At 72.6% G+C, this 23,824-nt stretch carries 25 protein-coding genes; 8 read left to right on the top strand and 17 right to left on the bottom strand.

The features are described from left to right. Positions 1-101 precede the first annotated feature (101 nt). Genes FHX44_RS33445 through FHX44_RS33435 form a run of 3 tightly spaced genes read left to right on the top strand, consistent with a single transcriptional unit; the run spans position 102 to position 2,960 of the window. Positions 102-1,418 (top strand): GAF domain-containing sensor histidine kinase, encoded by a 1,317-nt coding sequence (locus tag FHX44_RS33445; RefSeq protein WP_246170729.1) that lies wholly within the window; start codon positions 102-104, stop codon positions 1,416-1,418. Further along, on the top strand, positions 1,415-2,104 hold the full coding sequence (locus FHX44_RS33440; RefSeq protein ID WP_147259429.1) for a response regulator: 690 nt from the start codon (positions 1,415-1,417) through the stop codon (positions 2,102-2,104). Before FHX44_RS33445 ends, FHX44_RS33440 begins: the two co-directional genes overlap by 4 nt. Positions 2,105-2,150: 46 nt before the next feature. Further along, entirely contained in the window at positions 2,151-2,960 is an 810-nt protein-coding gene (locus FHX44_RS33435; RefSeq protein WP_147259428.1) for an IclR family transcriptional regulator, read from the top strand. Between the two features lie 106 nt (positions 2,961-3,066). On the opposite strand, the gene FHX44_RS33430 is transcribed toward FHX44_RS33435, so the two are convergent. The 10 genes from FHX44_RS33430 to FHX44_RS33385 all read right to left on the bottom strand — a co-directional run bounded on the left by FHX44_RS33430 (position 3,067) and on the right by FHX44_RS33385 (position 14,573). Further along, positions 3,067-4,077 (bottom strand): amidohydrolase family protein, encoded by a 1,011-nt coding sequence (locus FHX44_RS33430; protein WP_147259427.1) that lies wholly within the window; start codon positions 4,075-4,077, stop codon positions 3,067-3,069. Between the two features lie 8 nt (positions 4,078-4,085). Continuing rightward, on the bottom strand, positions 4,086-5,189 hold the full coding sequence (locus FHX44_RS33425) for a zinc-dependent alcohol dehydrogenase (protein ID WP_147259426.1): 1,104 nt from the start codon (positions 5,187-5,189) through the stop codon (positions 4,086-4,088). Beyond that, positions 5,182-6,237, bottom strand: coding sequence for a hypothetical protein (locus FHX44_RS33420; RefSeq protein ID WP_147259425.1), 1,056 nt, complete (start codon positions 6,235-6,237; stop codon positions 5,182-5,184). The genes FHX44_RS33425 and FHX44_RS33420 overlap by 8 nt, the downstream gene beginning before the upstream one ends. Before the next feature lie 73 nt (positions 6,238-6,310). Further along, on the bottom strand, positions 6,311-6,865 hold the full coding sequence (locus tag FHX44_RS33415) for a UGSC family (seleno)protein (RefSeq protein ID WP_246170728.1): 555 nt from the start codon (positions 6,863-6,865) through the stop codon (positions 6,311-6,313). A gap of 16 nt (positions 6,866-6,881) precedes the next feature. After that, the gene (locus FHX44_RS33410) at positions 6,882-8,216 is read right to left on the bottom strand and encodes a phenylacetate--CoA ligase family protein (RefSeq protein ID WP_246170727.1); all 1,335 of its coding nucleotides are present in this window, start codon (positions 8,214-8,216) and stop codon (positions 6,882-6,884) included. Then, positions 8,176-9,294, bottom strand: coding sequence for an NDMA-dependent alcohol dehydrogenase (locus FHX44_RS33405; RefSeq protein WP_147259424.1), 1,119 nt, complete (start codon positions 9,292-9,294; stop codon positions 8,176-8,178). The genes FHX44_RS33410 and FHX44_RS33405 overlap by 41 nt, the downstream gene beginning before the upstream one ends. Further along, positions 9,291-10,223 carry a TIGR03560 family F420-dependent LLM class oxidoreductase gene (locus FHX44_RS33400; protein ID WP_147261659.1) on the bottom strand — a complete coding sequence of 311 codons (933 nt, stop codon included), beginning with the start codon at positions 10,221-10,223 and terminating at the stop codon, positions 9,291-9,293. Before FHX44_RS33400 ends, FHX44_RS33405 begins: the two co-directional genes overlap by 4 nt. A 22-nt stretch (positions 10,224-10,245) precedes the next feature. Continuing rightward, on the bottom strand, positions 10,246-11,700 hold the full coding sequence (locus tag FHX44_RS33395; RefSeq protein ID WP_147259423.1) for an aldehyde dehydrogenase family protein: 1,455 nt from the start codon (positions 11,698-11,700) through the stop codon (positions 10,246-10,248). Between the two features lie 22 nt (positions 11,701-11,722). After that, on the bottom strand, positions 11,723-12,832 hold the full coding sequence (locus FHX44_RS33390; protein WP_147259422.1) for an NDMA-dependent alcohol dehydrogenase: 1,110 nt from the start codon (positions 12,830-12,832) through the stop codon (positions 11,723-11,725). 337 nt (positions 12,833-13,169) lie between these two features. Continuing rightward, complete coding sequence (locus FHX44_RS33385) at positions 13,170-14,573, bottom strand: MFS transporter (RefSeq protein ID WP_147259421.1); 1,404 nt, start codon at positions 14,571-14,573, stop codon at positions 13,170-13,172. A gap of 139 nt (positions 14,574-14,712) precedes the next feature. Here FHX44_RS33385 and FHX44_RS33380 point away from each other — a divergent pair, with 139 nt between their 5' ends. Continuing rightward, positions 14,713-14,928, top strand: coding sequence for an antitoxin (locus FHX44_RS33380; RefSeq protein ID WP_147259420.1), 216 nt, complete (start codon positions 14,713-14,715; stop codon positions 14,926-14,928). A gap of 3 nt (positions 14,929-14,931) precedes the next feature. Then, complete coding sequence (locus FHX44_RS33375; protein ID WP_147259419.1) at positions 14,932-15,369, top strand: TA system VapC family ribonuclease toxin; 438 nt, start codon at positions 14,932-14,934, stop codon at positions 15,367-15,369. On the opposite strand, the gene FHX44_RS33370 is transcribed toward FHX44_RS33375, so the two are convergent. From FHX44_RS33370 to FHX44_RS33345, 6 genes are all read right to left on the bottom strand, one after another. Next, positions 15,355-16,308, bottom strand: a complete 954-nt coding sequence (locus tag FHX44_RS33370; RefSeq protein ID WP_147259418.1) for a LysR family transcriptional regulator — start codon at positions 16,306-16,308, stop codon at positions 15,355-15,357. The two genes, FHX44_RS33375 and FHX44_RS33370, sit on opposite strands and share 15 nt — an antisense overlap. Positions 16,309-16,312: 4 nt before the next feature. Beyond that, the gene (locus tag FHX44_RS33365; RefSeq protein WP_147259417.1) at positions 16,313-17,338 is read right to left on the bottom strand and encodes an alpha/beta fold hydrolase; all 1,026 of its coding nucleotides are present in this window, start codon (positions 17,336-17,338) and stop codon (positions 16,313-16,315) included. Then, entirely contained in the window at positions 17,338-18,378 is a 1,041-nt protein-coding gene (locus tag FHX44_RS33360) for an amidohydrolase family protein (protein ID WP_147259416.1), read from the bottom strand. Before FHX44_RS33360 ends, FHX44_RS33365 begins: the two co-directional genes overlap by 1 nt. Next, a complete protein-coding gene (locus FHX44_RS33355) occupies positions 18,375-19,478 on the bottom strand; it encodes an amidohydrolase family protein (RefSeq protein ID WP_147259415.1) in 1,104 nt (367 codons plus the stop codon). The genes FHX44_RS33360 and FHX44_RS33355 overlap by 4 nt, the downstream gene beginning before the upstream one ends. Beyond that, complete coding sequence (locus FHX44_RS33350) at positions 19,475-19,960, bottom strand: Rieske (2Fe-2S) protein (RefSeq protein ID WP_147259414.1); 486 nt, start codon at positions 19,958-19,960, stop codon at positions 19,475-19,477. The genes FHX44_RS33355 and FHX44_RS33350 overlap by 4 nt, the downstream gene beginning before the upstream one ends. Positions 19,961-20,051: 91 nt before the next feature. After that, the gene (locus FHX44_RS33345) at positions 20,052-20,447 is read right to left on the bottom strand and encodes a RidA family protein (protein ID WP_147261658.1); all 396 of its coding nucleotides are present in this window, start codon (positions 20,445-20,447) and stop codon (positions 20,052-20,054) included. 99 nt (positions 20,448-20,546) lie between these two features. Between FHX44_RS33345 and FHX44_RS33340 the strand changes: the two genes are divergently transcribed. After that, a complete protein-coding gene (locus FHX44_RS33340) occupies positions 20,547-21,521 on the top strand; it encodes a helix-turn-helix transcriptional regulator (RefSeq protein WP_147259413.1) in 975 nt (324 codons plus the stop codon). Positions 21,522-21,542: 21 nt separating this feature from the next. Here the strand turns inward: FHX44_RS33340 and FHX44_RS33335 are convergent, their stop codons facing one another. Then, a complete protein-coding gene (locus FHX44_RS33335) occupies positions 21,543-22,433 on the bottom strand; it encodes a LysR family transcriptional regulator (protein WP_147259412.1) in 891 nt (296 codons plus the stop codon). Between the two features lie 68 nt (positions 22,434-22,501). On the opposite strand from FHX44_RS33335, the gene FHX44_RS33330 reads away from it, so the two are divergent. Together FHX44_RS33330 and FHX44_RS42920 are read left to right on the top strand one after the other, a co-directional pair. Then, entirely contained in the window at positions 22,502-23,362 is an 861-nt protein-coding gene (locus FHX44_RS33330) for an EamA family transporter (RefSeq protein ID WP_212612768.1), read from the top strand. A gap of 15 nt (positions 23,363-23,377) precedes the next feature. Further along, entirely contained in the window at positions 23,378-23,731 is a 354-nt protein-coding gene (locus FHX44_RS42920) for a hypothetical protein (RefSeq protein ID WP_212612767.1), read from the top strand. The last annotated feature ends 93 nt before the right edge of the window (positions 23,732-23,824 follow it).

The following is a 23,824-nucleotide window of genomic DNA, read 5'->3' as shown; positions in this document are numbered from 1 at the left end:
GAAGGGCCCGAAGCTCTTGTGACCTGGCTCCCGCAGTGGTGAGACTGGACGCGATCTCCGGCCCGGCCGGAGACCGGCAGGACGCAGACGAAGGGGTCGGCGTGACGGAGGTGCTCACAACGGAAGGGCGCGTCGCGACGGGGTCATCGTGCCCGGCGTGTGGAGGCGCGATCGAGCCGGGACCGAGGCCGGGCCTGGGCCCGGAGGACGCGCGCCGCGGGCAGCGCAGGCTCGCGGCCATCGCCAGGGCGGCGTCGAGCGTCGCCGACACGGCGTCGCTCAGCGTCACCCTCGATGTCGTCGCGAACGAGGTGGTGCAGGCCGAGCACATCGCGGCCGTGCAGATCCTGCAGGTCGAGGGCGGCACCATGCGAGTGGTCGGCAAGGCCGGCTTCACCGATGCGGACGACTTCACCGACCGGCTCGAGGACTGCCGACGCCTCGGTGCACGGCTCATGTTCGTGGAGGCGTTCCAGACGTGCCGGCCGATCGTCGTGCCGCACCGGAAGGCAGCGGTGATGGCCGACCCGCACTGGGCACCGCTGCACCGGATCATGGGTGCCCCCGAGTGGGACGCCTTCGCGGCCGTCCCGCTGGTGGTGCGGGGCCGGGCGGTCGGCGTCCTCAACGCCTTCTACAAGCCCGGCGAACCTCCGGGCACCGCGGCGCTGGAGTTCCTCGAGGCGATGGCCGACCAGGCCGCCACCGCCGTCGACTCCGCCGACCTGCTCTCCCGGTCGCGGCACGACGCCCAGCTCGCCGAGCGCGCCCGGCTCGCCCGCGAGCTCCACGACTCGGTCGTCCAGCAGGTGTTCTCGATGCGGATGCAGGCCAAGGCGCTGCAGGCGCAGGTCGCCCCGGGCCGCACCATCCGCCCCGAGCGGGTGCAATCGGTGGCCGACGAACTCCTCGAGCTGGCGCAGACCGCGCTCGCCGACCTGCGTGGCCTCGTGCTGCAGCTGCACCCGGTGGAGCTGGTCGAGCGCGGGCTCGCGGGCGCGGTGCGCAGCCACGCCGAGTCGGTGCGCGGCACGTCCGGCCTGGACGTCGACGTGGAGGTCGACCTCAGCGCGGACGTCGGCGACCTGCCGGTCGAGCTGCAGGAGGACCTCTACCGGGTGGTGCAGGAGGCCCTGCACAACGTCGTCAAGCATGCGGGCGCCTCGCGGGCGTCGGTGCACATCAGCACCAGCGGGCCACCGGACCGGGTGCTGGTCGAGATCACTGACGACGGGAGCGGGCTGACCTCCCAGGTGCGGGCCGGTGCGCTCGGCCTGGTGTCGATGCGGGAGCGAGCGGAGCGATGGGGCGGATCGATAGAAGTCGCCAGTACGGACGGGCGCAGTACGGACGGTCGGGGGCGGGGATGCCGCGTGCGGGTGTGCGTCCCGGTGGGCGGACCGGGTCCGTCTCGATGAGCAGTACCGCTCCGGAGCCGGATCACCCCGGCGACATCGGCGTGCTCGTCGTCGACGACCACGCCGTCGTCCGCCGCGGGCTCGCCGCGTACCTCGAGAGCGCCGACGGCATCGAGGTCCTCGCCGAGGCCGTCGACGGCAGGGACGCACTCGACCAGCTGCAGCGCCTCGCCACCGAGGGCAGTCTCCCGCAGGTCGTGCTCATGGACGTGCTGATGCCGCGGATGGACGGGATCGCGGCCATCCGCGCGGTGCTCGCCGCGCACCCGGGCGTTCGGGTGGTCGTGCTGACCAGCTTCGGTGAGCTGGAACGCGTCCACGCCGCGCTGGAGGCCGGCGCCTCCGGCTACCTGCTCAAGGACGCCGACCCGGACGAGGTCGCCGCCGCGATCCGCTCGGCCGACCGGGGAGAGGTGCACCTCGACCCCACCGTCGCGGGCCGCCTCACCCGCCGCCTCGTCTCGCCACCCACCGGCCTCGCCGCTCTCACCGCGCGGGAGCGCTCGATCCTCGCGCTCGTGGCGCGCGGCATGTCGAACCACCAGATCGCGGCGGAGCTGTACATCAGCGAGCGCACCGCGCGCACGCACGTCAGCCACATCCTCGCGAAGCTGCAGCTGACCTCCCGCACCCAGGCCGCGCTGGTCGCGATTCGCGAAGGCCTGGTCACCCCGCCCGCGTCGTGACGCCCCGACCTGTGCCCCTCGCCGACCCGACCACCGGAGGTGCGACATGACCCTGAGCCCGGACGTCCCGACGGCGGCACCGCGAGCCGCGGTGCGGCACCGTGGCTCGGGTAATGCGCGCCCGACCGCAGCCGGGCGCGCACTGTCGGTGCTCGACGCCTTCGGACCGCGGCACCGATGTCTGTCTCTCTCCGAGATCGCGCGCCGCGCGGGGCTGACCCTGCCCACCGCGCACCGGCTCACCCGCGAGCTCGTGAACTGGGGCGCGCTGGAGCGCGACAGCGCGGGTCGCTACTCGGTGGGGCTGCGGCTCCTCGAACTGTCCGCGCTGGCCCCGCGCGGCCTGGAGTTGCGCGAGGCGGCCTTCCCCCACGTCGAGGACCTGCACCAGATCACCCGGGGCAACGTCCAGCTGGCCGTCCGCGACGGCATGCAGGTCGTGTACGTCGAGGCCATCCGCGCCCGCGTGCGCAACCCGGTCACCAGCCGGGTCGGCGACCGCTGGCCGATGCACGCCACCGGCACCGGGCTCGTGCTGCTCGCCTACTCCGAGCCGGACTTCCAGGAGGCGGTGCTGCGCTCGCCCCTGGAGCGGTTCAACCCGATGACGGTCACCGACCCCGCCGAGCTGCGCCGCACCCTCGCCCACATCCGCCAGACCGGGGTCGCCGTGGCGCGCGGGCAGATCACGATGCCCGACCTCGTGGTGGCAGTGCCCGTCCTGGACCCGGCGGGCGAGGTCACGGCCGCGATCAGCGTGGTCGTCGAGACGGAGGGCGCCCGCCCGCGCGAGCTGGCGGCGGTCCTGAAACAGGCGTCACGCGCGATCACACGAGCCCTCTCCCCCCGCCGATAGCCACTTCACACACCCAGAGGCCACTTCACACAGGGCCGGCCCTGTGTGAAGTGGCCTCTGGGTGTGTGAAGTGTGCTGTGGCAGCGGTACCAGCGGCCTGCGAGGGCTATCGCCCGGCGGGCGGATCGATCCCCAGCCAGCTCCACGCGTTGAGCCAGGTGATCAGTTCGAGGACCTCCGGGGCCAGGTCCAGGGAGCGCAGGGTGCGGCCGGCCGGCTCCTCCCGGGGCATGGCCGGGAAGTCCGAGCCGACGAGCAGCCGGTCGGCGCCGAGCAGGTCGACGAGGTACCGCAGCGCTCGGCGGTCGAAGACCATCGAGTCGTAGTAGAACCGGCGGGCGTACTCCAGCGGCGACGGGCCGTCGTCGTGCGCGATCGCGCGCTCCGGCACGGCCGGCTCCTCGTTCCAGGTGCCGCCCCAGAAGTACTGGGCCCTCGGCACCACCAGCGGGAACCCGCCGCCGGCGTGGCTGAAGGAGATCCGCAGGTCGGGGCAGGCGGCCGCGGTACCGCCGCTGATCATCGACGCCACGGCGAGCATCCCTTCCAAGCCCACCACGTAGGTGCCCATCGCCGAGGCGGGGAGCCGGGGTGTCGGGGACGGCATCGCGTGCACGAACACCGCCAGTTCGAGGCGCTGGGCCTCGGTGAAGAACGCCAGGAACCGCTCGTCCCCGATCGAGGTGCCGAGCACGTTGGAGGCGATCTCCACCCCGCGCAGGCCATGGTCCCGGATCGCCTTCAGCTCGGAGGCGGCAGCATCGGGGTCCTGCATCGGCACCATGCCGAGCCCGATCAGGCGGTCCGGGGCGGCGGCGCACAGCTGCGCCGTGCCCTCGTTGACGTGCCGGGCGAGCGAGAGCCCGTCGGCGGCGGGCAGGTCGTAGCGCAGGAGCGGCGGCATCGGGCTGAGCACCTCGACGTCGACGCCCGAGCGGTCCTGTTCCTCGATGCGGCGCTCGGCGTCGAAGAACGCGTCGCGGGCCCGGAACCGCACGGCCCCGAACAGCAGGAGCCGTGCGGTGTCGCCGTCGATCGGCTCCATCCGCGGGAAGCACTCGGGCGCGTCGGCCGGGTAGTCGCGCGGCAGCAGGTGGGCGTGGGCGTCGACGAGCACGCGACCTCCTAGAGATTCGGGTGGACCGACACGTGCACCGCGGCCTCGCCGGGCACCTCGCCTGCGAGCGTCCGGATCGCGAGGTCGGTGTCGTCCAGGCCGAACGTGTGGGTGTGCAGTTTTTCCAGGGGGAACCGGCGGGACTCGATGATCGCGATCGCCTCGGCGTAGCCGCGGGCGTCCACGCCGTAGGCCCCGCGCACGGTGAGCGCGCGGTTGATGATCAGGTCGGTCTTCAGCGGGACCTCGGCGCCGCCCTTCAGCCCGGCGAGCACCACCCGGCCGCCGTGCTTCGCCGCCTGCAGGGCGTGCGTGACGGGGGCGGCCGCCATCGGGGTCAGCTCCAGCACGACGTCGGCCATCGCCCCGTCGGTGATCTCGCGGACCCGCTCGACGGTGTCCTCGGCGTCGGGGCCGTCGACGACGATCGTGTGGTCGGCCCCGAACTCCCTGGCCAGGGCGAGCTTGTGGGCGTCGGCCTCCAGACCGGTGACGATGATCGTCCCGGCGCCGGCCGCCCGCGCGGCGATGACGGAGGCGAGGCCGCGCTGCCCCGCTCCGAGCACGAGCAGGGTGTCGCCCAGCCCGACCTCGCCGAGGTGCACCGCCCAGCGGACGCCCGCGCCGAGGGGGTTGAACATCACCGCCAGCTCGGCGGGCAAGGTCTTGTCGACCTTGTGCAGCACGGCGCCGGGAGTCAGGTAGAGGTGCTCGGCGAACCCGCCCCACAGCGACGGGGGGACGTCGATCCCGGTGACGCCGTGCCCGTACTTGCGGTTGCGGCAGGCCTGGTAGCGGCCGGTGAGGCAGTCGTGGCACGACCGGCACGGGACGATCACTTCCAGGGCGACGCGGTCCCCCGGCTGCACGCCCCAGCGCTCCGCCGCGCGGTCGCCGATCTCCTCGACGATGCCCATCGGTTCGTGTCCGGGGATGGTCGGTCCGCGGCCCATCCCGAGGTGGCCGCGGTAGGACTCGACGTCGCTGCCGCAGATGCCGTTGGCCTCCACGCGCAGCAGCCCGTCGTCGGGGCCGATCGTCGGGCGCGGGAACTCGCGCAGCTCGATCTGGCGCGGCGCCACCTGCACGGCCGCTCGAACCATGTCAGTCATCAGCAAGCTCCTTCTTCTCGACGGGCACCGCTGCCGCGGACCAGTCGCTGAACAGGCGCACCACCATCGAGATGCCGGCGTTGCGTGCCCCCGCGACCGCGATCAGCAGGTGCTTCGGGTCATCGGCCGGGAGCAACAGGTCGAACCCGTCCGGGCGCCGGCCGCTCGCGTGCCGCACGCCGTTGTCGCCCAGGCCGTCCTTGCCGACGTCCGCGAGGTCGCCGACCGTCCGCCCACACCGTTCGGCGAGCCACGCGCGGACCTTCGCCCGGTCGAACCCGGCGCCGGCGAGCAGCTGGGCGTGCTCGGGGCAGAAGACGATCCCGGCCGACGCGTGGCGGAAGATCCAGGCCCCGGTGCGGGAGATCGTGTCGGCGAAGTCGGCGAGCAGCTGCTCGGCGTCGCTCGTGTGCCGGTTGTCCACGAACTCCGACGTGCGCAGCAAGGTGGCCGACACCGCCGATGTGCCCGCCGGCAGCCCGGCCTCGACGGCGAGGGGCTCCCAGGGGCTCTCCTCCTCGTTCTCCGCGAGGCAGATCGACCAGCGCCCGGGCAGCCCCTGCGTGGCCTGCTCGAACACGTGCGGGTGGATGCCCAGCGCGTTGCGGACGATCAGCCCGATCGCGCGCGGGACGGTCGCGTTCGCCCGGAAGCCCGGCCCGAACACCCCGCCCGCCTTGTTGAACCCCAGCTCGTCGCGCACCGGCCCGTTGACGACGATCAGCGGGGCGGGCCCGCTCGTCGACTGCCAGCCCCCGCCGCCGGTGGCCCGCTCGCGCATCAGCGCGTCCCATGCGGCGAGCACCACCGGGAAGTACTCGGGCCGGCAACCGGCCATGGCGGCGTTGATCGCTGCGAGCTCGACGGTGACCTCGCGGTCGACCTGGGCGAGCCGTCCGATCACCTCCTCGGGCGGCCGCGAGGTGGTGGCGAGGAACCGGTCCACGAGCGGCCTGGACGCCGGTACCAGCGGGAGGCCGTCGGACCAGCCCTGGTCGTAGCAGTGCTCGATCGTCGCCTGCGCGACGTCCGGGTCGAGCTCGGTCACGGAACCTCCTCGCTGACGCTCGTCGACCCCGTGCCCGACGGTGCTGCGTCCGATGGCGACCTCGCAAGCTCGGTCACGTACCACCCCCGGTGAGCAGGTCGGCGACCGCACCCGCGAGCTGCGCCGCCCGCTCCCGCACCTGGTCCGGCGTCAGGATGGCCACCGGGTGCGGGGTCGTGAGGTAGCGGTAGCCGGGGGCGCCGCGCAGCGCGGCCATCGCGTCGGCGGTGGCCACGAAGGCGTCGCTGCAGATCACCGCCGCCGGTAGGCCTGCCCGCTCGAACGCCACGCCGTCGGCCGCGGCGGAGGCGCTGCACGAGCCGCAGTCGCCGACGCCGGTGACCACCACGTCGCAGTCGCGCGCGTACTCGGCGACGAGCTCGTCGGACGCGGGCAGCGCGAACGCGGTCTTGGTGCGCATGAGGGTCACGGCGGCCGCGCCGTGCTCGGCGACGAGGAGCTTGCCGACCTCGTCGAGCAGCAGCGCGGCGTTCTGCTTGGTGTTCTCCAGGAGCCCGACGCGGGCGCCCGCGAGGTCCTGCTTCCGGGGCGCGAGCGCGAACGGGGCGGCGACCGCGGACGCTCCCCCGGTCGGGTCGAGGATCGCGTTGGGCCCGTGGATCGACACGAGTGTTCCTCCGATGTCAGCTCGCGAGGCGGGTGAGGCGGGACTTCATCTCGGAGCGTTCGAGGGAGCCCGGCGGCACGAGCGTGACGGCCGCGCGCACCGACAGCCGGTTGCGGATGAGCGCCTCGACGTCGCGGACGAGCTGCTCCCGGTCGCCGGGCTGCTCGCCCCACTCGACCTCCACGGGCAGTGGCGGCTCGACCCGCGGGCCGGCAGCGGGAAGGACGATCTGCACGGCGCCGGTGGTGCGCGGGTGCAGGGTCTGCACGAGGTCCCGCACCGCGGAGGGGAAGACGTTCACGCCCAGCACGATCAGCATGTCGTCGGTGCGCCCGACGCAGCGGATCAGCGGTGCCCCGTCGGCGGTGCGTCCGGTGACGACCACCCGGTCGCGGGTGCGGAAGCGCACCAGCGGGCAGCACTCGCGGTCCACGGAGGTGTAGACGAGCTCGCCGGTCGCTCCGGGTTCGGCACCGACGGGGTCGCCGCTCTCGGGGTCGATCAGCTCGACCACGACGTGGCGGCCACCGGTGAACCGCATCCCGCCGCTGCCCGGCGCCTCGCCGAAGAGGACGGGGGCCATGTCGGCGTTGCCGAGGCCCTCGGTGACGGGAGCGCCCCATTCGCTCTCGACGTGCGCCCGGAAGGCCGGTTCGCCGCCACCGGGTTCGCCGCCCACGAAGACCTTGCGCAGGCCGAACTCCTTCGGGTCCCGGCCCAGGCCGCGGATGTACTCGGCCAGGTACCGAGCGTAGGACGGGGTGGAGTGCAGGGCGGTGACCCCGAGGGTCTCCAGCGCGAGCACGGCCTTCTCCGACGCCCCGGTCCCGATCGGCACCAGGGTGGACCCGATCCGTTCCAGTGCGTCGCGGATCGGGAGGCCGCCGACGAAGAGCGTGAGTCCCGCGCCGTGCAGCACGACGTCCTCGCGGGTCGCGCCCATGGTGCGGAACGCGCGAGCCACCATGTCGGTCCAGGCCGCCGCGTCGCGGCGGGTGACGCCCACCCAGCTCGGCCGCCCGGTGGTGCCCGTGGAGGCGTGCACGCGCACGACCTCGCTCATCGGCACGCCTGCGTGCCGGCCAAGCGGCGGGGAGGCGGCCTGCGAGTCGCGCAGCATCTGCTTGGTGGTGAAGGGGAACTTGCGCAGGTCGTCGAGCGTGGCGAACGCCTCGGGGGTGACCCCGTGCTCGGCGAAGTGCTCGGCGTAGAGCGGTGAGCGCGCGGGCAGCCCTTCCAGCTGCGCGCGCAGCAGCTCGCTGACGGCGTCGACGTCGTCGGGCCCGACGAATCCGGAGACGTGCACCGGGTCAGCCATCGTGGACGACGACGCCGCGGATGTTCTTGCCATCCGTCATGTCCTGGTAGCCCTGGTTGATCTCGTCGAGCGAGTAGCGCCGCGTGACCAGCTCGTCGAGCTTCAGGTCGCCGGATCGGTAGAGCCCGAGCAGCTTGGGCACGTCGTAGAGGGGGTTGCAGTCGCCGAAGAGCGCGCCGCGCACCTGCCGCTGGTAGCTGATCATCTGCCCGGCGTGCACGTGGACGGCGTTCTCGCCCAGCTTGCCCACCGCGGTGATCGTGACCTTGCCGCCCTTGCCGACGACCTGGACGGCGGCGTCCACGATCTCGGACGTCAGCACGCCGGGGGTGCAGATGGCGTGGTCGGCCAGCTGGCCCCACGTCGTCTCCACCACGAAGTCGTGTGCGGACCTCGCGTCGGCGAACGTGTGCGTGGCGCCGAAGACCTTCGCCATGTCCCGCTTGAACGCGACCGGGTCGACGACCACCACGTTCTTCGCACCCGCGTACCGCGAACCCTGCACGGCGTTGCTGCCCACGCCACCGGCGCCGTAGATCACCACGGTGTCCCCGGCCCGCACGCCCGCCGCGTGCACGGCGGACCCCCAGCCGGTCGGCACGCCGCAGCCCACGAGGGCGCCGATCTCGAACGGGATGTCGTCGGGCAGCGGGATGCACGCCCACTCCGACACCACCGCGTACTGCGAGAACGAGCCGACGGTGCAGAACCCGCCCAGGTCCTCCTCCCCGAGGTGGAACCGGAACGTGCCGTCGAGGAACATGCCGGTGCCCGCGTTGAGGCCCTTCACGCACATGTTCTGGTGCCCCGTCGAGCACGGCCGGCACGCCCCGCAGGCGGGGATGTAGGAGCAGACGATCCGATCGCCCGGCTTGACCCGCCGCACGTCCGGCCCGACCGACTCCACGACCCCCGCGCCCTCGTGCCCGCCGACGATCGGCAGCCGCACCGGGGCGTCGCCCTGGGTGATGTGGTCGTCGGAGTGGCACAGGCCCGCGGCGGCGAACTTCACGCGCACCTCGTGGGCCTTCGGCTCGTCGAGTTGCAGCTCGACGAGCTCCCAGCCGGTGTGCGGTGCCCGCGCGATCGCGGCGCGCGTCGTGATGGTCATGTGGTGGCTCCCGTTCTGGACAGCGCGACGTGCGGAAGCACCTCGGCACCGATCAGCGCGATGTGGTCGAGGTCGTGGATGTCGTAGATGTGCAGGTAGACGGTGTCGGCGCCGGCGTCGGTGAGCTCCCCGATCCGCTCGACCACCTGGGCGGGCGAGCCGATCGCGGCGTTGGCCCGCATCAGCTCCGACCCGATCACGGCGGCGCGCCGGGCGGTCTCGGCCTGCGTGGCGCCGCACGCGACCGGCAGCACAGCGGACAGGCGCGCGTCGGCGGGATCACGACCGATCGTCTCGCAGGCACGGGCGAACCCGGCGAACCGCTCGCGCAGGCCCGCGGCACCTCCCGCCGCCGTCAGCGCCCCGTTGAACTCCGTCGCGAACCGGGCCGCGATCGCCGGGGTCCGCTTGGGGCCGCTGCCACCGACGATGATCGGCGGGTGCGGCCGTTGCACGGGTCGCGGCGGGGTGCGGTTGTCGTCGATCCGGTGGTGGGCACCGGCGAAGGAGAATCCGGGCCCCGACCACAACCCGCTGATCACCGCGAGTTGCTCTTCGAGGCGGTCGAACCGCTCCGCCCGCGCCGGGAACGGGATCCCGAACGCGTGGTGCTCGCGCTCGTACCAACCCGTGCCGAGCCCCAGCTCGACGCGCCCGCCGCTCATGTCGTCCACCGAGGCGACGATGGCCGCGAGCAGGCCCGGTTCCCGGAAGGTCACCGGCGTCACGAGCGAGCCGAGCCGCACCCGCGAGGTGTCGCGGGCCAGCCCGCCGAGGGTCGTCCAGCAGTCGGTCGGGCGGTAGGACGGGTCGTTCGGGTCCACGCCCATCAGGTGGTCCGAGCGGAAGAACGCGTCGAACCCCGCCTCCTCGGTGGCCAGCGCGAGCGCCAGGATCTCCTCGTAGCGGGCCCCGTGGCGCGGCTCCATCAGCACGCGCAGGCGAACACCGTCACCCACGGAACGACACCGTCTTCACCTGGGTGTACTCGAGCACCGCGTCGGCTCCCATCGTGCGGCCGAAGCCGCTGCGCTTGTACCCACCGAACGGTCCACCGATCACCCCGGCACCCAGCGCCGCGTTCACCACGACCTGACCGGCCTGCAGGCCACGTGCCATCCGCACCGACCGTCCGACATCGCGGGTCCAGACCGAGGCGACGAGCCCGTAGTCGGTGCCGTTGGCGACCTCGAGGGCCTCCGCCTCGCCGTCGACCGGGATCACCGAGAGCACGGGGCCGAAGATCTCCTCGCGCGCGATCCGCATGTCCGGCGCCACCCGGTCGAAGAGGGTGGGCTCCACGAAGAAGCCGCGCTCGAAGACCGCGCCCGCCGGGCGGCCGCCGCCCGTGACGAGCTCCGCGCCCTCCTCCCGGCCGACCCGGACGTAGTCCAGCACCCGCGCGTGCTGCTTCGCGTTGATCAACGGCCCCATCTGCACCTTCTCGTGCCACGGGCCGACGCTCACCTGGGCCATGCGCTCGGCGAGCCGCTCGACGACCTCGGCGTGCACGGACCGGTCGACCACCACGCGCGAGCCTGCGGCGCAGATCTGCCCGGTGTTGAGCGTGATGCCTGCGACGATCGCCGGGATCGCGACGTCGAGGTCGGCGTCGGGGAACACCACCTGCGGCGACTTGCCGCCCAGCTCGAGGTGCAGCGGCACCAGATTCGCCGCGCACGCCGCCATCACCTGGGCGCCCGTCTGCGGCGAGCCGGTGAAGCTCATGCGCCGGATGCCCGGGTGCGAGGCGAGCGCGGCGCCCGCCTCCGGGCCGTAGCCGGTGACGACGTTCACCACGCCCGGCGGGATCCCGGCCTCGCGCGCGAGCCGGGCGAGCGCGAGCGGGGTGAGCGGAGCGTCCTCTGCGGGCTTGACGACGATCGTGTTGCCCGCGGCGATGGCAGCGCCGGTGTCGGTGACGAACATCGGGCCCGGCGCGTTCCACGGGATCACGCTGCCGACCACGCCGAACGGCTCGCGCAGGGTCAGACCCAGCACGTCCGGCGACTGGGTGGGCAGCGACAGCCCCTGCACCTTGTCGGCCTGGCCCGCGATGAACGTGAGGATGCGGGGCATCGGCGGCGGGCCCCAGTGCGGGCGGCCCACCTCCTGCGATTCGAGGCGGTCGAGCTCGGCGGCGTGTGCCTCGACGAGCGCGGCCCATCGGCCCACCAGCGCGCCGCGCGTGGTGGCGCTGGTGTCCCGCCACGCCGGGAACGCGGCCTCGGCGGCACGGACGGCAGCGTCGACATCGACGGCGGTGCCGCGCGGCACGCGCGCCAGCAGGTCACCGGTCGCCGGGTCGATCACGTCGATCCTCTCGCCGGACGTCGCCGGGACCCACTCGTCCCCGATGAGGTGGGCGTTCTCGACGAGCAACGGGGCGGGTGGAGCGGTCGTCATCGCGTCCTCTCAGTCCCGTGTCTCAGTGCTCGTGGACGATGACGCCGCGGACGTTCTTGCCGTCGAGCATGTCCTGGTAGCCCTCGTTGACCTGGTCGAGCCGGTACCGGCGGGTGATCAGCTCGTCGAGCTTGAGATCCCCGGAGCGGTAGAGGCCCAGCAGCCGCGGGACGTCGAAGAGCGGGTTGCAGGCACCGAAGATCGCGCCCTGCACGCGCCGCTGGTAGCCGATCAGCATGCCCGCCGGGGCCGACAGCGACCCGTTGCCGACGGCGGTGATCGTCACCTGCCCGGTCTTGCCCACCACCTTCAGAGCGTTCGCGATGACCTCGTCGTGCAGCACACCGACGGTGATGATCGCGTGGTCGGCGAGCTCACCCCACGTCGTGTCCACCACGAACTCGTGAGCGGCCTCCGCGTCGGCGAACGTGTGCGTGGCCCCGAAGACCTTCGCCATGTCCTGCTTGAACGGGACGGGGTCCACGACCACCACGTTCTTCGCGCCCGCGTAGCGCGCGCCCTGCACGGCGTTGCTGCCCACCCCGCCCGCGCCGTAGACCACGACGGTCTGTCCCGCGCGGACTCCGGCCGCGTACACGGCCGATCCCCATCCCGTCGGGACCCCGCAGCTCACCAGCGCGGCGACGTCGAACGGGATGTCCTCAGGGATCGGGATGCACGAGAACTCCGACACCACCGCGCGCTCGGCGAACGTGCCGAGCACGCAGAGGCCGCCGAGGTCCTCGCCGTCGAGGTGGAACCGGAAGGTGCCGTCCGGGAACTCCCCCGTCGACGCGTTCTTGCCGGCATCACACAGGTTCTGCCGACCCGTCGAGCAGTACCGGCACGCGCCGCAGGCCGGGATGAACGAGCAGACGACGTGATCGCCGACCGCGACCCGGGTGACGCCCTCGCCGACGGCCTCGACCACCCCTGCGCCCTCGTGGCCGCCCACCACCGGGAACCGCATCCGGGCGTCGCCCTTCTGGATGTGGTCGTCGGAGTGGCACAGCCCGGCCGCGTGGAAGCGGATGCGCACCTCGTTCGCGCGGGGGTCGTCGAGCTCGACGTCGGTGATCTCCCACGGCCTGCGGGGCTCCCGGCAGATCGCGGCGCGGGTGGTCATGCTCATGCCTGTCACGATGCCCGGGCGGGCCTCGCGCCTCGACGGCGCTTTCGCAACGCGGAAGGCACGCCGTTAGGGCACTGGGTGCGATCTCGCCCATAGCGCCGTGAGCGTGGCACCGGCGAACGTGAGGCCGAGCGCGCCCGTGATCAGCCAGGGGTAGCCGAACTGGCCGGCGAGCAGGAGGCGGGACCGGTGAGGACCATCCGGAGGATGCCCATCACCGACGTCTGAACGGTGAAGTCGGTGGCGGCCGCCGAGCCGCGGGAGAGCTCCATGCACACGGTGCCCGCGGCGAGGAACAACGCTCCGACCAGCGCCAGCCGTGGCTTGATCGAGATCCCTACCGCGCGACGGCGGGAGCCGGAGCGTGCAGCGAGCCGTCGGCGTCCGCCGGGAGGCCGCGCTGGATGCGGCCCAGCAGCACCAGCAGCACCACCATGGCGAGGGGGAAGAACGCGAACACGAAGAACGTGCCGCGGGCGTCGAGGCCGTGGTCCATGACGAACCCGGCCAGCCACGGACCGAGCATCGCCCCGAACTTGGCCATCGACGTCGCCCAGCCCGCTCCGTTCGCACGGATGGCGGGGCGGTAGAAGATCCCGCAGATGCTGATGATGCCGCCGTGCCCGCCGATGACGAACACGTGGGCCAGGACGATCACTACGATGTAGCCGGCGGCGCTCAGCGGGACCAGCCCGATCACCATCAGGCAGGGCACCGCGAGCAACGGCATCCACGCGATCGTGCCGGCCCCGCGGTGGTCGATGAACCGCCCGATGAGCAGCTGGCCTGCGGCCCCGGCCACGGCCGTCCACGCGGCGAGGGTCGCGGCGGCGGACACGCTGAACCCGATCCGCTCGTTGAGGATCGGACCCCAGAACGCCAGGTAGAACACGATCGCCGACGAGCACATGTAGGCCACCCAGACGATCGGGGTGATCAGTGCGAGCCGGCCCCCGCGGAACAGGTCGGCAGGGGTGAAACGGGTTCGGTCGCGGCGCGGGCCGGTGCCGACGACGAACCGCGCGCCCGCGGGGACCGTGACGTCCGGCAGCGCGCGCCGCAGTATCCCGGCGATGCGCTGGTGGTGGAGGTCCTTCTGGGCCAGGAACTTGACCGACTCCGGCAGGAACAGCACCACCGGGACGACGGCCAGGAGCGACGCCACTCCCCCGGCGATGAACACCGCCTCCCACCCGAACCGCGGGATGAGGGCGTTGGAGATCGGGCCGCCCGACGCGCTGCCGAGGCTGTAACCGATCATCGTGATCACCACCGACGTGGAGCGCAGGCGCGCCGGCGCGAACTCCGTGACCACCGCCCACACGAGCGGCAGCGCTCCCCCGAGGAACACGCCCGTCGCGAACCGCAGCACCACCAGCTGCGCGTAGTCCTGCGCCACGGCGAAGAGCAGCATGAACACGCCGAAGCCGATCGTCGAGACGACGATCGCGGGCTTGCGGCCCACCCGGTCGCCGAGGTAGCCCAACGCGATGCCGCCGAGCAGCGTGCCCACGACGCCGACGGTGCCCAGCGTGCCGAGCTGGGTGTTGCTCAGGGCGAACGACTCCTGGATGTAGCGACCGGCGAACGAGATGATCTGCAGGTCGAAGCCGTCGAGGAACGTCACGGCCCACGCGACCGCGAACAGCACGACCCAGAACCGGCCGACCTTCTGGTTCTCGATCAGCGGGACGACGTCGACGACGGGTCGGGCGTCTCGGGCATCGACCGATTCGGCCATGGCACACCCCTTCGTGCGCTTCGGGTCCGACGATCACGCTACGAAGCACGCCCCTATCCACGGAAATCATCTGTCGACATGCATCGCATCACTACGATGTATGACGCGGTGCGATGATGCGTTGATGTAGCATCACCACATGCGAACGACGCTCGACATCGACGACGGTGTTCTCGCCGCCGCGCGAGCCATCGCCGAGGCGGAGAACAGGTCGCTGGGCTCGGTGATCTCGGAGCTCGCTCGCCGTGCCCTGCTGCCGGCTCAGCGCAGCGGCGGCGAGTTTCCCACGTTCGACGTGCCAGCAGACGCCCCAGCGATCACACCTGACGTGGTCGATCGCGCTCTCGACGAGTAGTCGATGAGCGTCGCCCTGCTCGACGTCAACGTCCTGATCGCCTTGACCTGGCCGAACCATGTCCATCACACCGCCGCTCGCCGCTGGTTCGACACGGCGAGCTCCGCTGGATGGGCAACGACGCCGGTGACCGAGCTCGGGTTCGTCAGGGTCTCGTCCAACAAGAACGTGATTCCCGGTGCAGCCACGCCCGGCAACGCTCAAGGCGTTCTTCGAGCACTCTGCAGCCTGCCTGGTCACGAGTTCTGGCCCGACGACGCCCGCCTGGTCGACCCACCGTTTCCGACCGACCGGCTCGGCACCCACAAGCAGCTCACCGATGTCCATCTGGCCGCGCTGGCGGCCAAGAGGAAGGGAAAGCTGGTGACGTTCGATCGAGGCATTCCGCATGCACTGCACCCCGGCGACCGAGCGATCGTCGAGCTGCTACCGGTCACCTGACGCGCAGTCGTCCTTCGCCGCCCGCGCGACCATCGACCGGAACCAGGTGTGGGCGTCGTCCTCGTCGTTCTTCGCGTGCCACCACAGCGTCTCGACGATCGGCGGCGGGTCGCCGGGGCATTCGAGCACCCGCAGGTCGGGCCGGTCGGCGAAGCGCAGAGCGAGCCGCCGCTGCATCACCGCGACCCGCCCCGTTCCCGCGACGAAGTACGGGGTGGCCTGGTAGCTGTCGACCCGCACGGCCACCTGCGGGCGCGCCGACAGCCGGGCGAAGAGCGGCGCGAGCGGCGACGTGGCCGGGTACTCGCCGTCGGGGTGGTGGGGCACCACCCAGGGCAGGCGTTCGAGGTCGGCCAGCTCCAGGCTGTCGCCGACGGGGTTGTCGGCCGAGACGACGCAGACCCAGCGGTCGCGGAACAGTTCCAGTGCGCGGATCCCCGTGACCTGGAACCTCGGCATCGGCACGGACACGATGCCGTCGATCACGCGCAAGGTCTCCAGGAGGTCGGACGGCATCGCCTCGTGGACGACCTTGATGTGCAGCCGGGTGCCGGGCGCCTCCCCGTGCATCACCCGGGAGAGGCCCTCGCCGAGCGCCGCGAGCACGTAGTCGGGCATCAGCACCACGAACTCCCGCTCGGAGTCCTCCGGCCGGAACGCGGGATCGGTGGAGAAGAGCCGCTCGACGCCGGCGCAGACGGTCTCGATCTGCGTGGCGAGCTGCGCCCCGAGCGGCGTGAGGACGAAACCGCCGCGGGTGCGTTCGAGCAGCTCGTCGCCGAAGTGCCGGCGCAACCGGCCGAGGGCGGCGCTGGCGGCGGGTTGGGTGATCCCGACCTGGCGCGCCGCGCGGGTGACGTTCCGCTCGCGCAGCAGCTCCCGCAGGATCACCAGGAGGTTCAGGTCGAGGTTCGCCAGCGACGTCGCTCGCCTCACCACCGGCCTAGTGTCCCCGCCGGGAGTCCGCTGGGTAAGTCGGTGGATGCAGGTTCTCGCTGGGTGCGCCGGACGGAGGCTGCTCGTACCGGGCGTACTCGGGCCGCCGGCCGGTGCGGCCAGCGTGGAGCTGGGCCGCCGAATTGCTCGGCGGACTCCCGGCGGGGGGCACTGGTATGGGACTGGCGAGGATCTCCTGCACCGCGACGATCGTCTCGGCCGGGCGCTCCTCCGCGACGTGGTGCCCGCACTCCAGGGCGTGCCCGGTGGCTTCCGGTGCCCACGCCCGCCACGTGCCGAGGACGTCGGGTTCCCGGCCCAGCGGGCCGCCGGTCCCCCACAGCACGAGCGTCGGGCATGCGATCGTGCGCCGCCCGCGGTCGGCCTCGTCGTCGGCGACGTCGACGGTCGCGCCCGCCCGGTAGTCCTGGCACATCGCGTGCACCACCTCGGGGCGCGACCAGGCCGCGCGGTACTCGGCCAGCGCGTCCCGAGCGAACGGCGTGGCGCCGCGGAGGAAGAACGCGTCCGGGTCGGCGGCGATCAACCGCTCCGGCAGGTCGCCGGGCTGGGCGAGGAAGAACCAGTGCCACGCCGACCGGGCGAAGGCGGCGTCGACCCGCGCGAAGACGTCGGCCGTCGGCAGGATGTCGAGCACCGCGAGCGCCGTGACGGTGTCCGGGTGGTCCAGAGCGAGCCGGTACGCGCACCGGGCGCCGCGGTCGTGCCCGGCCACCGCGAACCGGTCGAACCCCAGCTCGGCCATGGCGGCCACGATCTCCGCGGCCATCGCGCGCTTGCCGAACGCCTCGACGCGTGCGTCCGGCGGGGCGAGGCTGTCGCCGTACCCGGGCAGGTCGGCGAGCACCACCGTGTGGTCGCGGGCCAGCTCGGGCGCGACGAGGTGCCACATCGCCGAGGTCTGCGGGTAGCCGTGCAGCAGCACCAGCGGCGGCCCGGTCCCGGCGGTGCGCACCCGGATGCGCGCACCGCCCGGCGTGGCGACGTCGGCCCTGGCGAACCCGTCCAGCATCAGGCGAGGGTGTACCAGTCGGCGGCGTTGCCGCCCAGCACCCGCTCCCGCTCCTCGTCGGTGAGCGCCGCGAGCAGCCGCTCGCCACCGGACCCGTGGTCGTGCGGGTGGTCGCTCGCGTACAGCAGCATGCTGCCGGCGTCGAGCAGGTCGAGCGCCTCCCGCACCTGCCCGGGATCGCGGGGGAGGTGGGCCGGGGCCGTGGTGAGCCGCAGGTGCCGCCGCGCGGTCTCCGACGGCTTCGCGTCCAGCCACGGGACCTCGCGCCACACGCCCTTCCAGTCCTTGTCGAAGCGCCACAGCAGCGTGGGCAGCCACGAGAAGCCGCATTCCAGGAGCGTGACCCGCAGATCGGGCAGCTGTGCGAACACGCCCTCGGTGACCAGGCTCGTCACCTGCGCCTGCACGATGATCTGCGAGTTGGCGAGGTAGTCCTCCAGGTAGGTGTGGGTCATGCCGCTCGACGTCGGGGCGTTGCCGATCCGGCCCCACGCGTGCAGGCCGACGACGAGGCCGCGCTCGGCGGCCGCCCGCAGCAGCGGGCGGTGCCGGACGTTGCCCCACGGGGCGTCCGTGCGGACGGGCAGGAGCACCTGCACGATCCGCGGGTGCTCGCCGATCCGCTCGATCTCGGCGACGGCCGCTGCGGTGTCCAGGGTCGGCACGACCATGCTCGCCCGGAGCCGGTCGTCGCGCTCCAACCACTCCGCCACCAGCCAGTCGTTGACCGCCCGGCACAGCGCCGCCTCGTAGTACGGGTTGCGGTTGCAGTGGAACGACGTGGTGCAGTTCAGCAGGGCGAGCTGCGGCCCCTGCACGTCGAGGAAGCCCTCCCGCAGCTCCTCGAGCGACGTGGCCGCGGGCGTGCCGCTCGTCGGCGCGGCAGGCGGGTAGGCCCCGCCCTGCGTCGGCGAGAGCGAAAGCCCGCCCTCGGTGATGTAGCCGCGCCAGTAGGCGTCGAGGTACGGCGAGAAGTCGGACAGCGCCTTGGGTGAGCAGTGCACGTCGGTGTCGATCACCGCCGTCTGGACGGCCGTCATGCCGCGGCCTCCCGCTCCGGCAGCCCGTACAGGCGGCAGGCGTTGGCGCCCATGATGTCGCGCCGCAGTGCCGCCGGGAACAGCTTCGGCGCCTGCTGGGGCGAGTCGAAGTCCCAGTGCGGGTAGTCCGAGGCGAACATGATCCGGTCGTTCATCCCGATGTGCCGCAACGCCGTCTCCAGGTGCTTCGGGTCGTCCGGCTCCTCGACCGGCTGGGTCGTGAACCACACGTGCTCGCGGATGTACTCCGACGGCGGCCGCGTCAGGTGCGGGACGTCCTCGCGCAGCTTCGGCCACGCCTCGTCCAGTGCCCACATCAGCGGGCCCGCCCAGGCGATCCCACCCTCCACGCAGACCACCTGCAGCGTCGGGAACTCGGTGAACACCCCCTCGCAGAGCATGCTCGTCACCAGGGAGGCCATCGTGTTGCCGTTCCACACGTGCTCTTCGAGGTAGAACGACGGCCAGCCTGCGCCGCGGTGCTGCTCCAGCCCGCCGGTGTGGGCCGCGATCGGCAGCCCCGCATCGGCGGCCGCCTTGTAGATCGGCCAGTAGCGACGCACGCCGAAGCCGGACTCGCCGCCAGTGGACAGCAGCACCTGCACGAACCGCGGGTCGGCCGCCCGGCGGGCGATCTCATCGGCGGCGAGTTCGGGCGTCTCGATCGAGATGGCGATGGAGCTGCGCAGCCGCGGCTCCCGGTCGAGCCACTCCTCGGTGATCCAGTCGTTGAGCGCCCCACACAGCGCCGCGGCGTACTCCGGCTGCTCCACGCCCCAGCTGTGGCCCTGCAGCGGGATGAGGACGCCGTGGTCGATGCCGTACTCGTCGAGCAGCTGGTCGCGCGTCATCTGCAGGTCGCTTCCGGGGAAGCCGCCCTCGGGCCACGAGTCGAGCCGGAAGCCGGAGTTGCGGACGCGCGGGTAGATCTCCGGCGGGCCGGGCACGCGGCTGCCGAACATCTCGAACCGCCTCCGGTGCTGCGCCGACAGCCGCGGGAGGATGTCGCGGGCCAGCGCGTGCGGGTGGATGTCGGAGTCGACGATCGTGTAACCGGTCCGCGGACCGGATGTCTGTTCTCGGGGCAGCGTGCTCGTCATTGCGCACCTCCAGCAGCTCGAACGCCCGGCGCCTGCGTCGCCGGGCGGGGGGTGGTCTCGACCACGACGCAGGCGTCCTCGACGTGCACCGGGTACGTGTCGGCGACGTACGGCCCGGGCATCCGCCCGGCCCGTGCCTCCGCCGCCGGCGCCTCCGACTCGACGGACACCTCGTACGTGCGGACCGGCGGCTCACCCGGCCCCAGGAAGGACTGGCCGGTGGCGAGGTCGTACTCCCACCCGTGCCACGGGCAGGCGAGCAGCGCTTCCTCCTCGTCCAGCACGAACTCGCCGGGACCGCTGGAGCTCACCCACGGTTTCGTCCGCCCGAGGCACAGCGGCCCGCCCATGTGGGGGCAGTAGTTGTTGATCGCGTAGAACCGGTCCCCCACCCGGAACACCCCGATCGAGCGACGCCCCGCCTGCACGATGCGCCGCGAACCCGGCGGGAACTCGTCGAGCCGACACACCACGATCCGCATGTAGAGCACGGTAGGAACCGGCCGCACCGGACCGGAAACAGATAGTCGGGATGGATGGCATCAACCGCGTCTATGCCGCCCAGTGCTCGCATCACGCGACGGCGGTCCCCTCGAGCTCGATCATCTGGCCGGGGATCGCCAGCCGCGTCACCCCGAGCATCGTGGTGGCCGGTGCCACCCCGGCGGCGCCCAAGCGCGACGCCAGCACGCCGTAGTGCTGGAGGAGCAGGTCCACGTCGGTGGTGTAGACGCCTAGCCGGACGAGGTTCGCGAGGGACATGCCGGCCTCGCCGAGCACGGCCTCCAGGTTGTCGATGCTCAGTGCCAACTGCGCCGCCATGTCCCCGTCGTGCCGGGGCTCGCCGTCGCCGCTCATCGCGGTCTGCCCGGAGCAGTACAGGGTCCTGGTGTGCCCTGAGACGATCTCCCCCTGGTTGAATCCCATTTCCACCGACCACGTCACGGGGTTGACCGCCGTCCGCTCCATCGCCACACCAGCTCCATTCGACTCGTCGAGGTTCCCCACACCCGTGAGCCTCCCAACGAATCACGACATCCTGTGTCGTGTATTCGGTAGGGTCTTCGCGTGCGCGCCGACCGGCTGGTCTCGCTGGTGCTGTTGCTGCGCCGGCACGGTCGCCTGACGGCCACCACGCTGGCCCGCGAGCTGGAGGTGTCCACCCGCACCGTGCTGCGCGACATCGAGGCGCTGTCCGCGGCCGGCGTCCCGGTCTACGCCGAACGCGGCCGGCACGGCGGTTTCGCGTTGTTGCCCGGCTTCCAGACCGAGCTCACCGGGCTGAACCACGACGAGGCGCTCGCTCTGCTGGTCGCCGGATCACGGCGCGGCGCGCAGGTGTTCGGCCTCGGGTCGGCGCTCGCGTCGGCCATGCTCAAGGTGATCGACGCGCTGCCCGAAAGCCATCGGGACACCGCGAGCGACGCGGCCCGGCGATTGCTCGTCGACCCGGAGACCGACCTGCTGTCGCGCCGGCTGGTCGCCGAGGAGGTTGCCGACGCCGTCGTGACCGAGGTCCGGCGCGCGGTGTTCGCCGGGCACAAGCTGCGGATCCGGTACGCGGCAGTGGACCAGGCCCCGAAGTGGCGCACGGTGGACCCGATCGGCCTGGTCACCGTGCGCGGCCATGGCTACTTGCTGGCCACGAGGTCCGGCGCGGACCGCACCTACCGGCTGTCGCGGGTGTTGGCCGCCGAGGAGCTCACCGAACCCGCACAGCGACCGGACCGGGTCGATCTGGACCTGGCCTGGCGGGAACGCAGCACGCAGTTCCGGGTCGGCGGCGACCAGGTCACCGTGCTGGTCCGGGTGAACCCGGCGCGGCGGGAGGACCTGGTGAGCACCGCACTGGCCGTCCGCACCGAGGAAGCCGACGCAGACGGCTGGCTGCGCATGGAGGTGGCCTTCCAAGATTCACGACACGCGGAATGGGCCCTGTGGCAGCTCGCCACGAACGCGGAGGCCCTGGCCCCGCACTGGTTGCGCACCTCCCTCCGCGACCGCGCCGCCGCGATCGTCACCTGCTACGGGGAGTCGGCCTGAGTTGTCGCCTCCTGTCGCTGATCACGAGCCTGCCGGCGTGCGAACCCGCCGCCGGTAGAGCTCCGCCAGCAGGCCCACCACGTCGGTCGTCGCGGGGTGCGGATCGTCGCGCCACCACACCAGCCGCACCGGCACCGGTGGGGCATCGCGCAGGCGCCGGAAGACCACGCCGTGGCGCCGGTACTGCGTGAGGGTGCTCTCCGCGGTGACGCCGACGCAGCGGCCGCCCGCGATGACGGCGAGCCAGTCGTCGACGTCGTGGATCTCCTCCGCGTCCGGGCGCGCGTCGGGCGGCCAGAGCTCCACGGTGGTGGTGCCGGTGCGCGGGTCGATGGCGACGACGCGGTCGGCCAGGTGGGCGAGGCGCAGCTGCCGGCGCCGGGCGAGGGGGTCGTCCGTGGCGAGGGCGCAGTAGCGGGCCTCGAGCCCGACCACCGCGCTGTCGAAGCGGACGCGGTCGAGGCGGGCCGGCCCCGGTGCGGACCGCACCACCGCGATGTCGCAGGCGCCCTCGGCCAGCCCGCCCGTCGGTGTGTTGGTGCGCACCAGCTGCAGCGACACATCCGGGTGCGTCGCCGCCCACCGCCGCTGCAGCTCGACGGTGTGCGCGCCGAGTGCCGCCCATGCGTGGCCGAGCCGCAGCCGCGTGTGGCCGCTGCGTGCCTCGCCGACGAGGTCCTCGACCTCGGCGAGCACCCGGCGCGCCCTCGCCAGCACCCGCTCCCCCGCCGTGGTGAGCAGGACCTCCCGACTGGTGCGGCGCAGCACCCGCACCCCGAGCGCGTCCTCCAGCGCGGCGATGGCGCGGGACACGGACGGCTGCGTGACGCCGAGCTCCGCGGCGGCACCGGTGAATCCTCCGGTGTCGACGATCGCGACGAGACAGCGGAGGTGCCGCAGCTCCACATCCATGCGTCAAGCGTATCGTTCGAGCACGGGATGCATTTTGTGAATGCTCGATCGGAGCGCATCCTGGCCACGTGGACACCGACATCCGATCACGACGGGAGGCCTCGGGGGTCGCGCTGCTCCTCGGCAGCGCCCTGTCCAACCAGACCGGCGCCGCCGTCGGCGCGCTCGCCTTCGACGTGATCGGGCCGGTCGGCGTGGTGGCGGTGCGCCAGTGGGTGGCCGGGGTCGCGTTGCTCCTCCTCGGCCGGCCGCGGCTGCGGGCGTTCACGCGGCGGCAGTGGTGGCCCGTGCTGGGACTGGCCGCCGTGTTCGGCACCATGAACGTCTCGCTGTACACCGCGATCGACCGGATCGGGCTCGGACTCGCGGTCACGCTGGAGTTCCTCGGTCCCCTCGCCGTCGCGGTGGCGGGCTCCCGTCGCCGCGCCACGCTCGGCTGCGTGGTGCTCGCCGCGGTCGGGGTCGTCGTCCTCACCCGGCCGCAGCCGTCGAGCGACTACCTCGGCATCGGCCTCGGCCTGCTCGCCGCCGCGTGCTGGTCGGCCTACATCCTGCTCAACCGCACCGTCGGGCGGCGCGTGCCCGGCGTGGAGGGGTCGGCCGCCGCAGGCGCCGTGTCCGCCCTCGCGTACCTGCCGATCGGGGTCGCGGTCCTGATCGCGCACCCGCCCACCCCGACGGCACTCGCCTGCGCCGCGACCGCGGGCGTGCTGGCCTCGACCGTCCCGTTCCTCGTGGACCTGCTGGCGCTGCGCCGGATCCCCGCCCACTACTTCGGCATCTTCATGAGCGTCCACCCGGTGTTCGCGGCCGGCATCGGCGCCCTCGTGCTCGGCGAGGCGCTCGCTCCGCTCGACTGGCTCGGCATCACGCTCGTCGTCACCGCGAACGCCGCCTCCGTGCTCATCAGGTCGCGCACAGGCCGCTGACCTAATCTCCGCGCCATGGACGCACGGGCGCAGGTCACGGCACCCGCCGGGCTGACCTCCGCGGAGGCGGCCGCCCTCCGGCGCGCGGGCGAGGCGAACACACCGGTCACCGGCACCTCGCGCAGCTACGCGACGATCCTGCGCACGAACGTCTTCTCCTTCTACAACTCGATCCTCTTCGTCATCGGCGCGGCCCTGCTCGCGATGGGCCGGTACAACGACGCGCCGACGAGCACCTGCTGGGGAACCTCGCGCGGTTCGTCATCCCCGCAGCGGTCGTCACGGCCGGGTTCGGCACGGCCGTGTACGCCTACCTCTACAAGCTCGTGTCGAACGGGTTCAGCACCGGGCGCACCCCCGACGAGGTGATCAACGAGTTCGAGAGCTACACCGGTCTGACCTACGGAACCGACGCCGACTTCGCCGAGGCCGCCGCGGTGCTGGTCGCCGTGCTCGTCGTGG

It is taken from the genome of Pseudonocardia hierapolitana, assembly GCF_007994075.1.
GTDB lineage: Bacteria > Actinomycetota > Actinomycetes > Mycobacteriales > Pseudonocardiaceae > Pseudonocardia > Pseudonocardia hierapolitana.
Note: the sequence above shows the minus strand (reverse complement) of the source record. Positions and strands in the feature narration are given on the sequence as shown.

Coding starts and splice junctions, on each gene's coding strand:
- FHX44_RS33350 (WP_147259414.1), bottom strand. CDS start 19,960: ATGCGGATCGTGGTGTGTCGGCTCGACGAGTTCCCGCCGGGTTCGCGG.
- FHX44_RS33345 (WP_147261658.1), bottom strand. CDS start 20,447: ATGGAGCGGACGGCGGTCAACCCCGTGACGTGGTCGGTGGAAATGGGA.
- FHX44_RS33385 (WP_147259421.1), bottom strand. CDS start 14,573: ATGGCCGAATCGGTCGATGCCCGAGACGCCCGACCCGTCGTCGACGTC.
- FHX44_RS33390 (WP_147259422.1), bottom strand. CDS start 12,832: ATGAGCATGACCACCCGCGCCGCGATCTGCCGGGAGCCCCGCAGGCCG.
- FHX44_RS33395 (WP_147259423.1), bottom strand. CDS start 11,700: ATGACGACCGCTCCACCCGCCCCGTTGCTCGTCGAGAACGCCCACCTC.
- FHX44_RS33405 (WP_147259424.1), bottom strand. CDS start 9,294: ATGACCATCACGACGCGCGCCGCGATCGCGCGGGCACCGCACACCGGC.
- FHX44_RS33335 (WP_147259412.1), bottom strand. CDS start 22,433: ATGGATGTGGAGCTGCGGCACCTCCGCTGTCTCGTCGCGATCGTCGAC.
- FHX44_RS33375 (WP_147259419.1), top strand. CDS start 14,932: ATGAGCGTCGCCCTGCTCGACGTCAACGTCCTGATCGCCTTGACCTGG.
- FHX44_RS33440 (WP_147259429.1), top strand. CDS start 1,415: ATGAGCAGTACCGCTCCGGAGCCGGATCACCCCGGCGACATCGGCGTG.
- FHX44_RS33360 (WP_147259416.1), bottom strand. CDS start 18,378: ATGACGGCCGTCCAGACGGCGGTGATCGACACCGACGTGCACTGCTCA.
- FHX44_RS42920 (WP_212612767.1), top strand. CDS start 23,378: ATGGACGCACGGGCGCAGGTCACGGCACCCGCCGGGCTGACCTCCGCG.
- FHX44_RS33365 (WP_147259417.1), bottom strand. CDS start 17,338: ATGCTGGACGGGTTCGCCAGGGCCGACGTCGCCACGCCGGGCGGTGCG.
- FHX44_RS33410 (WP_246170727.1), bottom strand. CDS start 8,216: ATGGCAAGAACATCCGCGGCGTCGTCGTCCACGATGGCTGACCCGGTG.
- FHX44_RS33435 (WP_147259428.1), top strand. CDS start 2,151: ATGACCCTGAGCCCGGACGTCCCGACGGCGGCACCGCGAGCCGCGGTG.
- FHX44_RS33400 (WP_147261659.1), bottom strand. CDS start 10,223: ATGGAGCCGCGCCACGGGGCCCGCTACGAGGAGATCCTGGCGCTCGCG.
- FHX44_RS33425 (WP_147259426.1), bottom strand. CDS start 5,189: ATGACTGACATGGTTCGAGCGGCCGTGCAGGTGGCGCCGCGCCAGATC.
- FHX44_RS33380 (WP_147259420.1), top strand. CDS start 14,713: ATGCGAACGACGCTCGACATCGACGACGGTGTTCTCGCCGCCGCGCGA.
- FHX44_RS33355 (WP_147259415.1), bottom strand. CDS start 19,478: ATGACGAGCACGCTGCCCCGAGAACAGACATCCGGTCCGCGGACCGGT.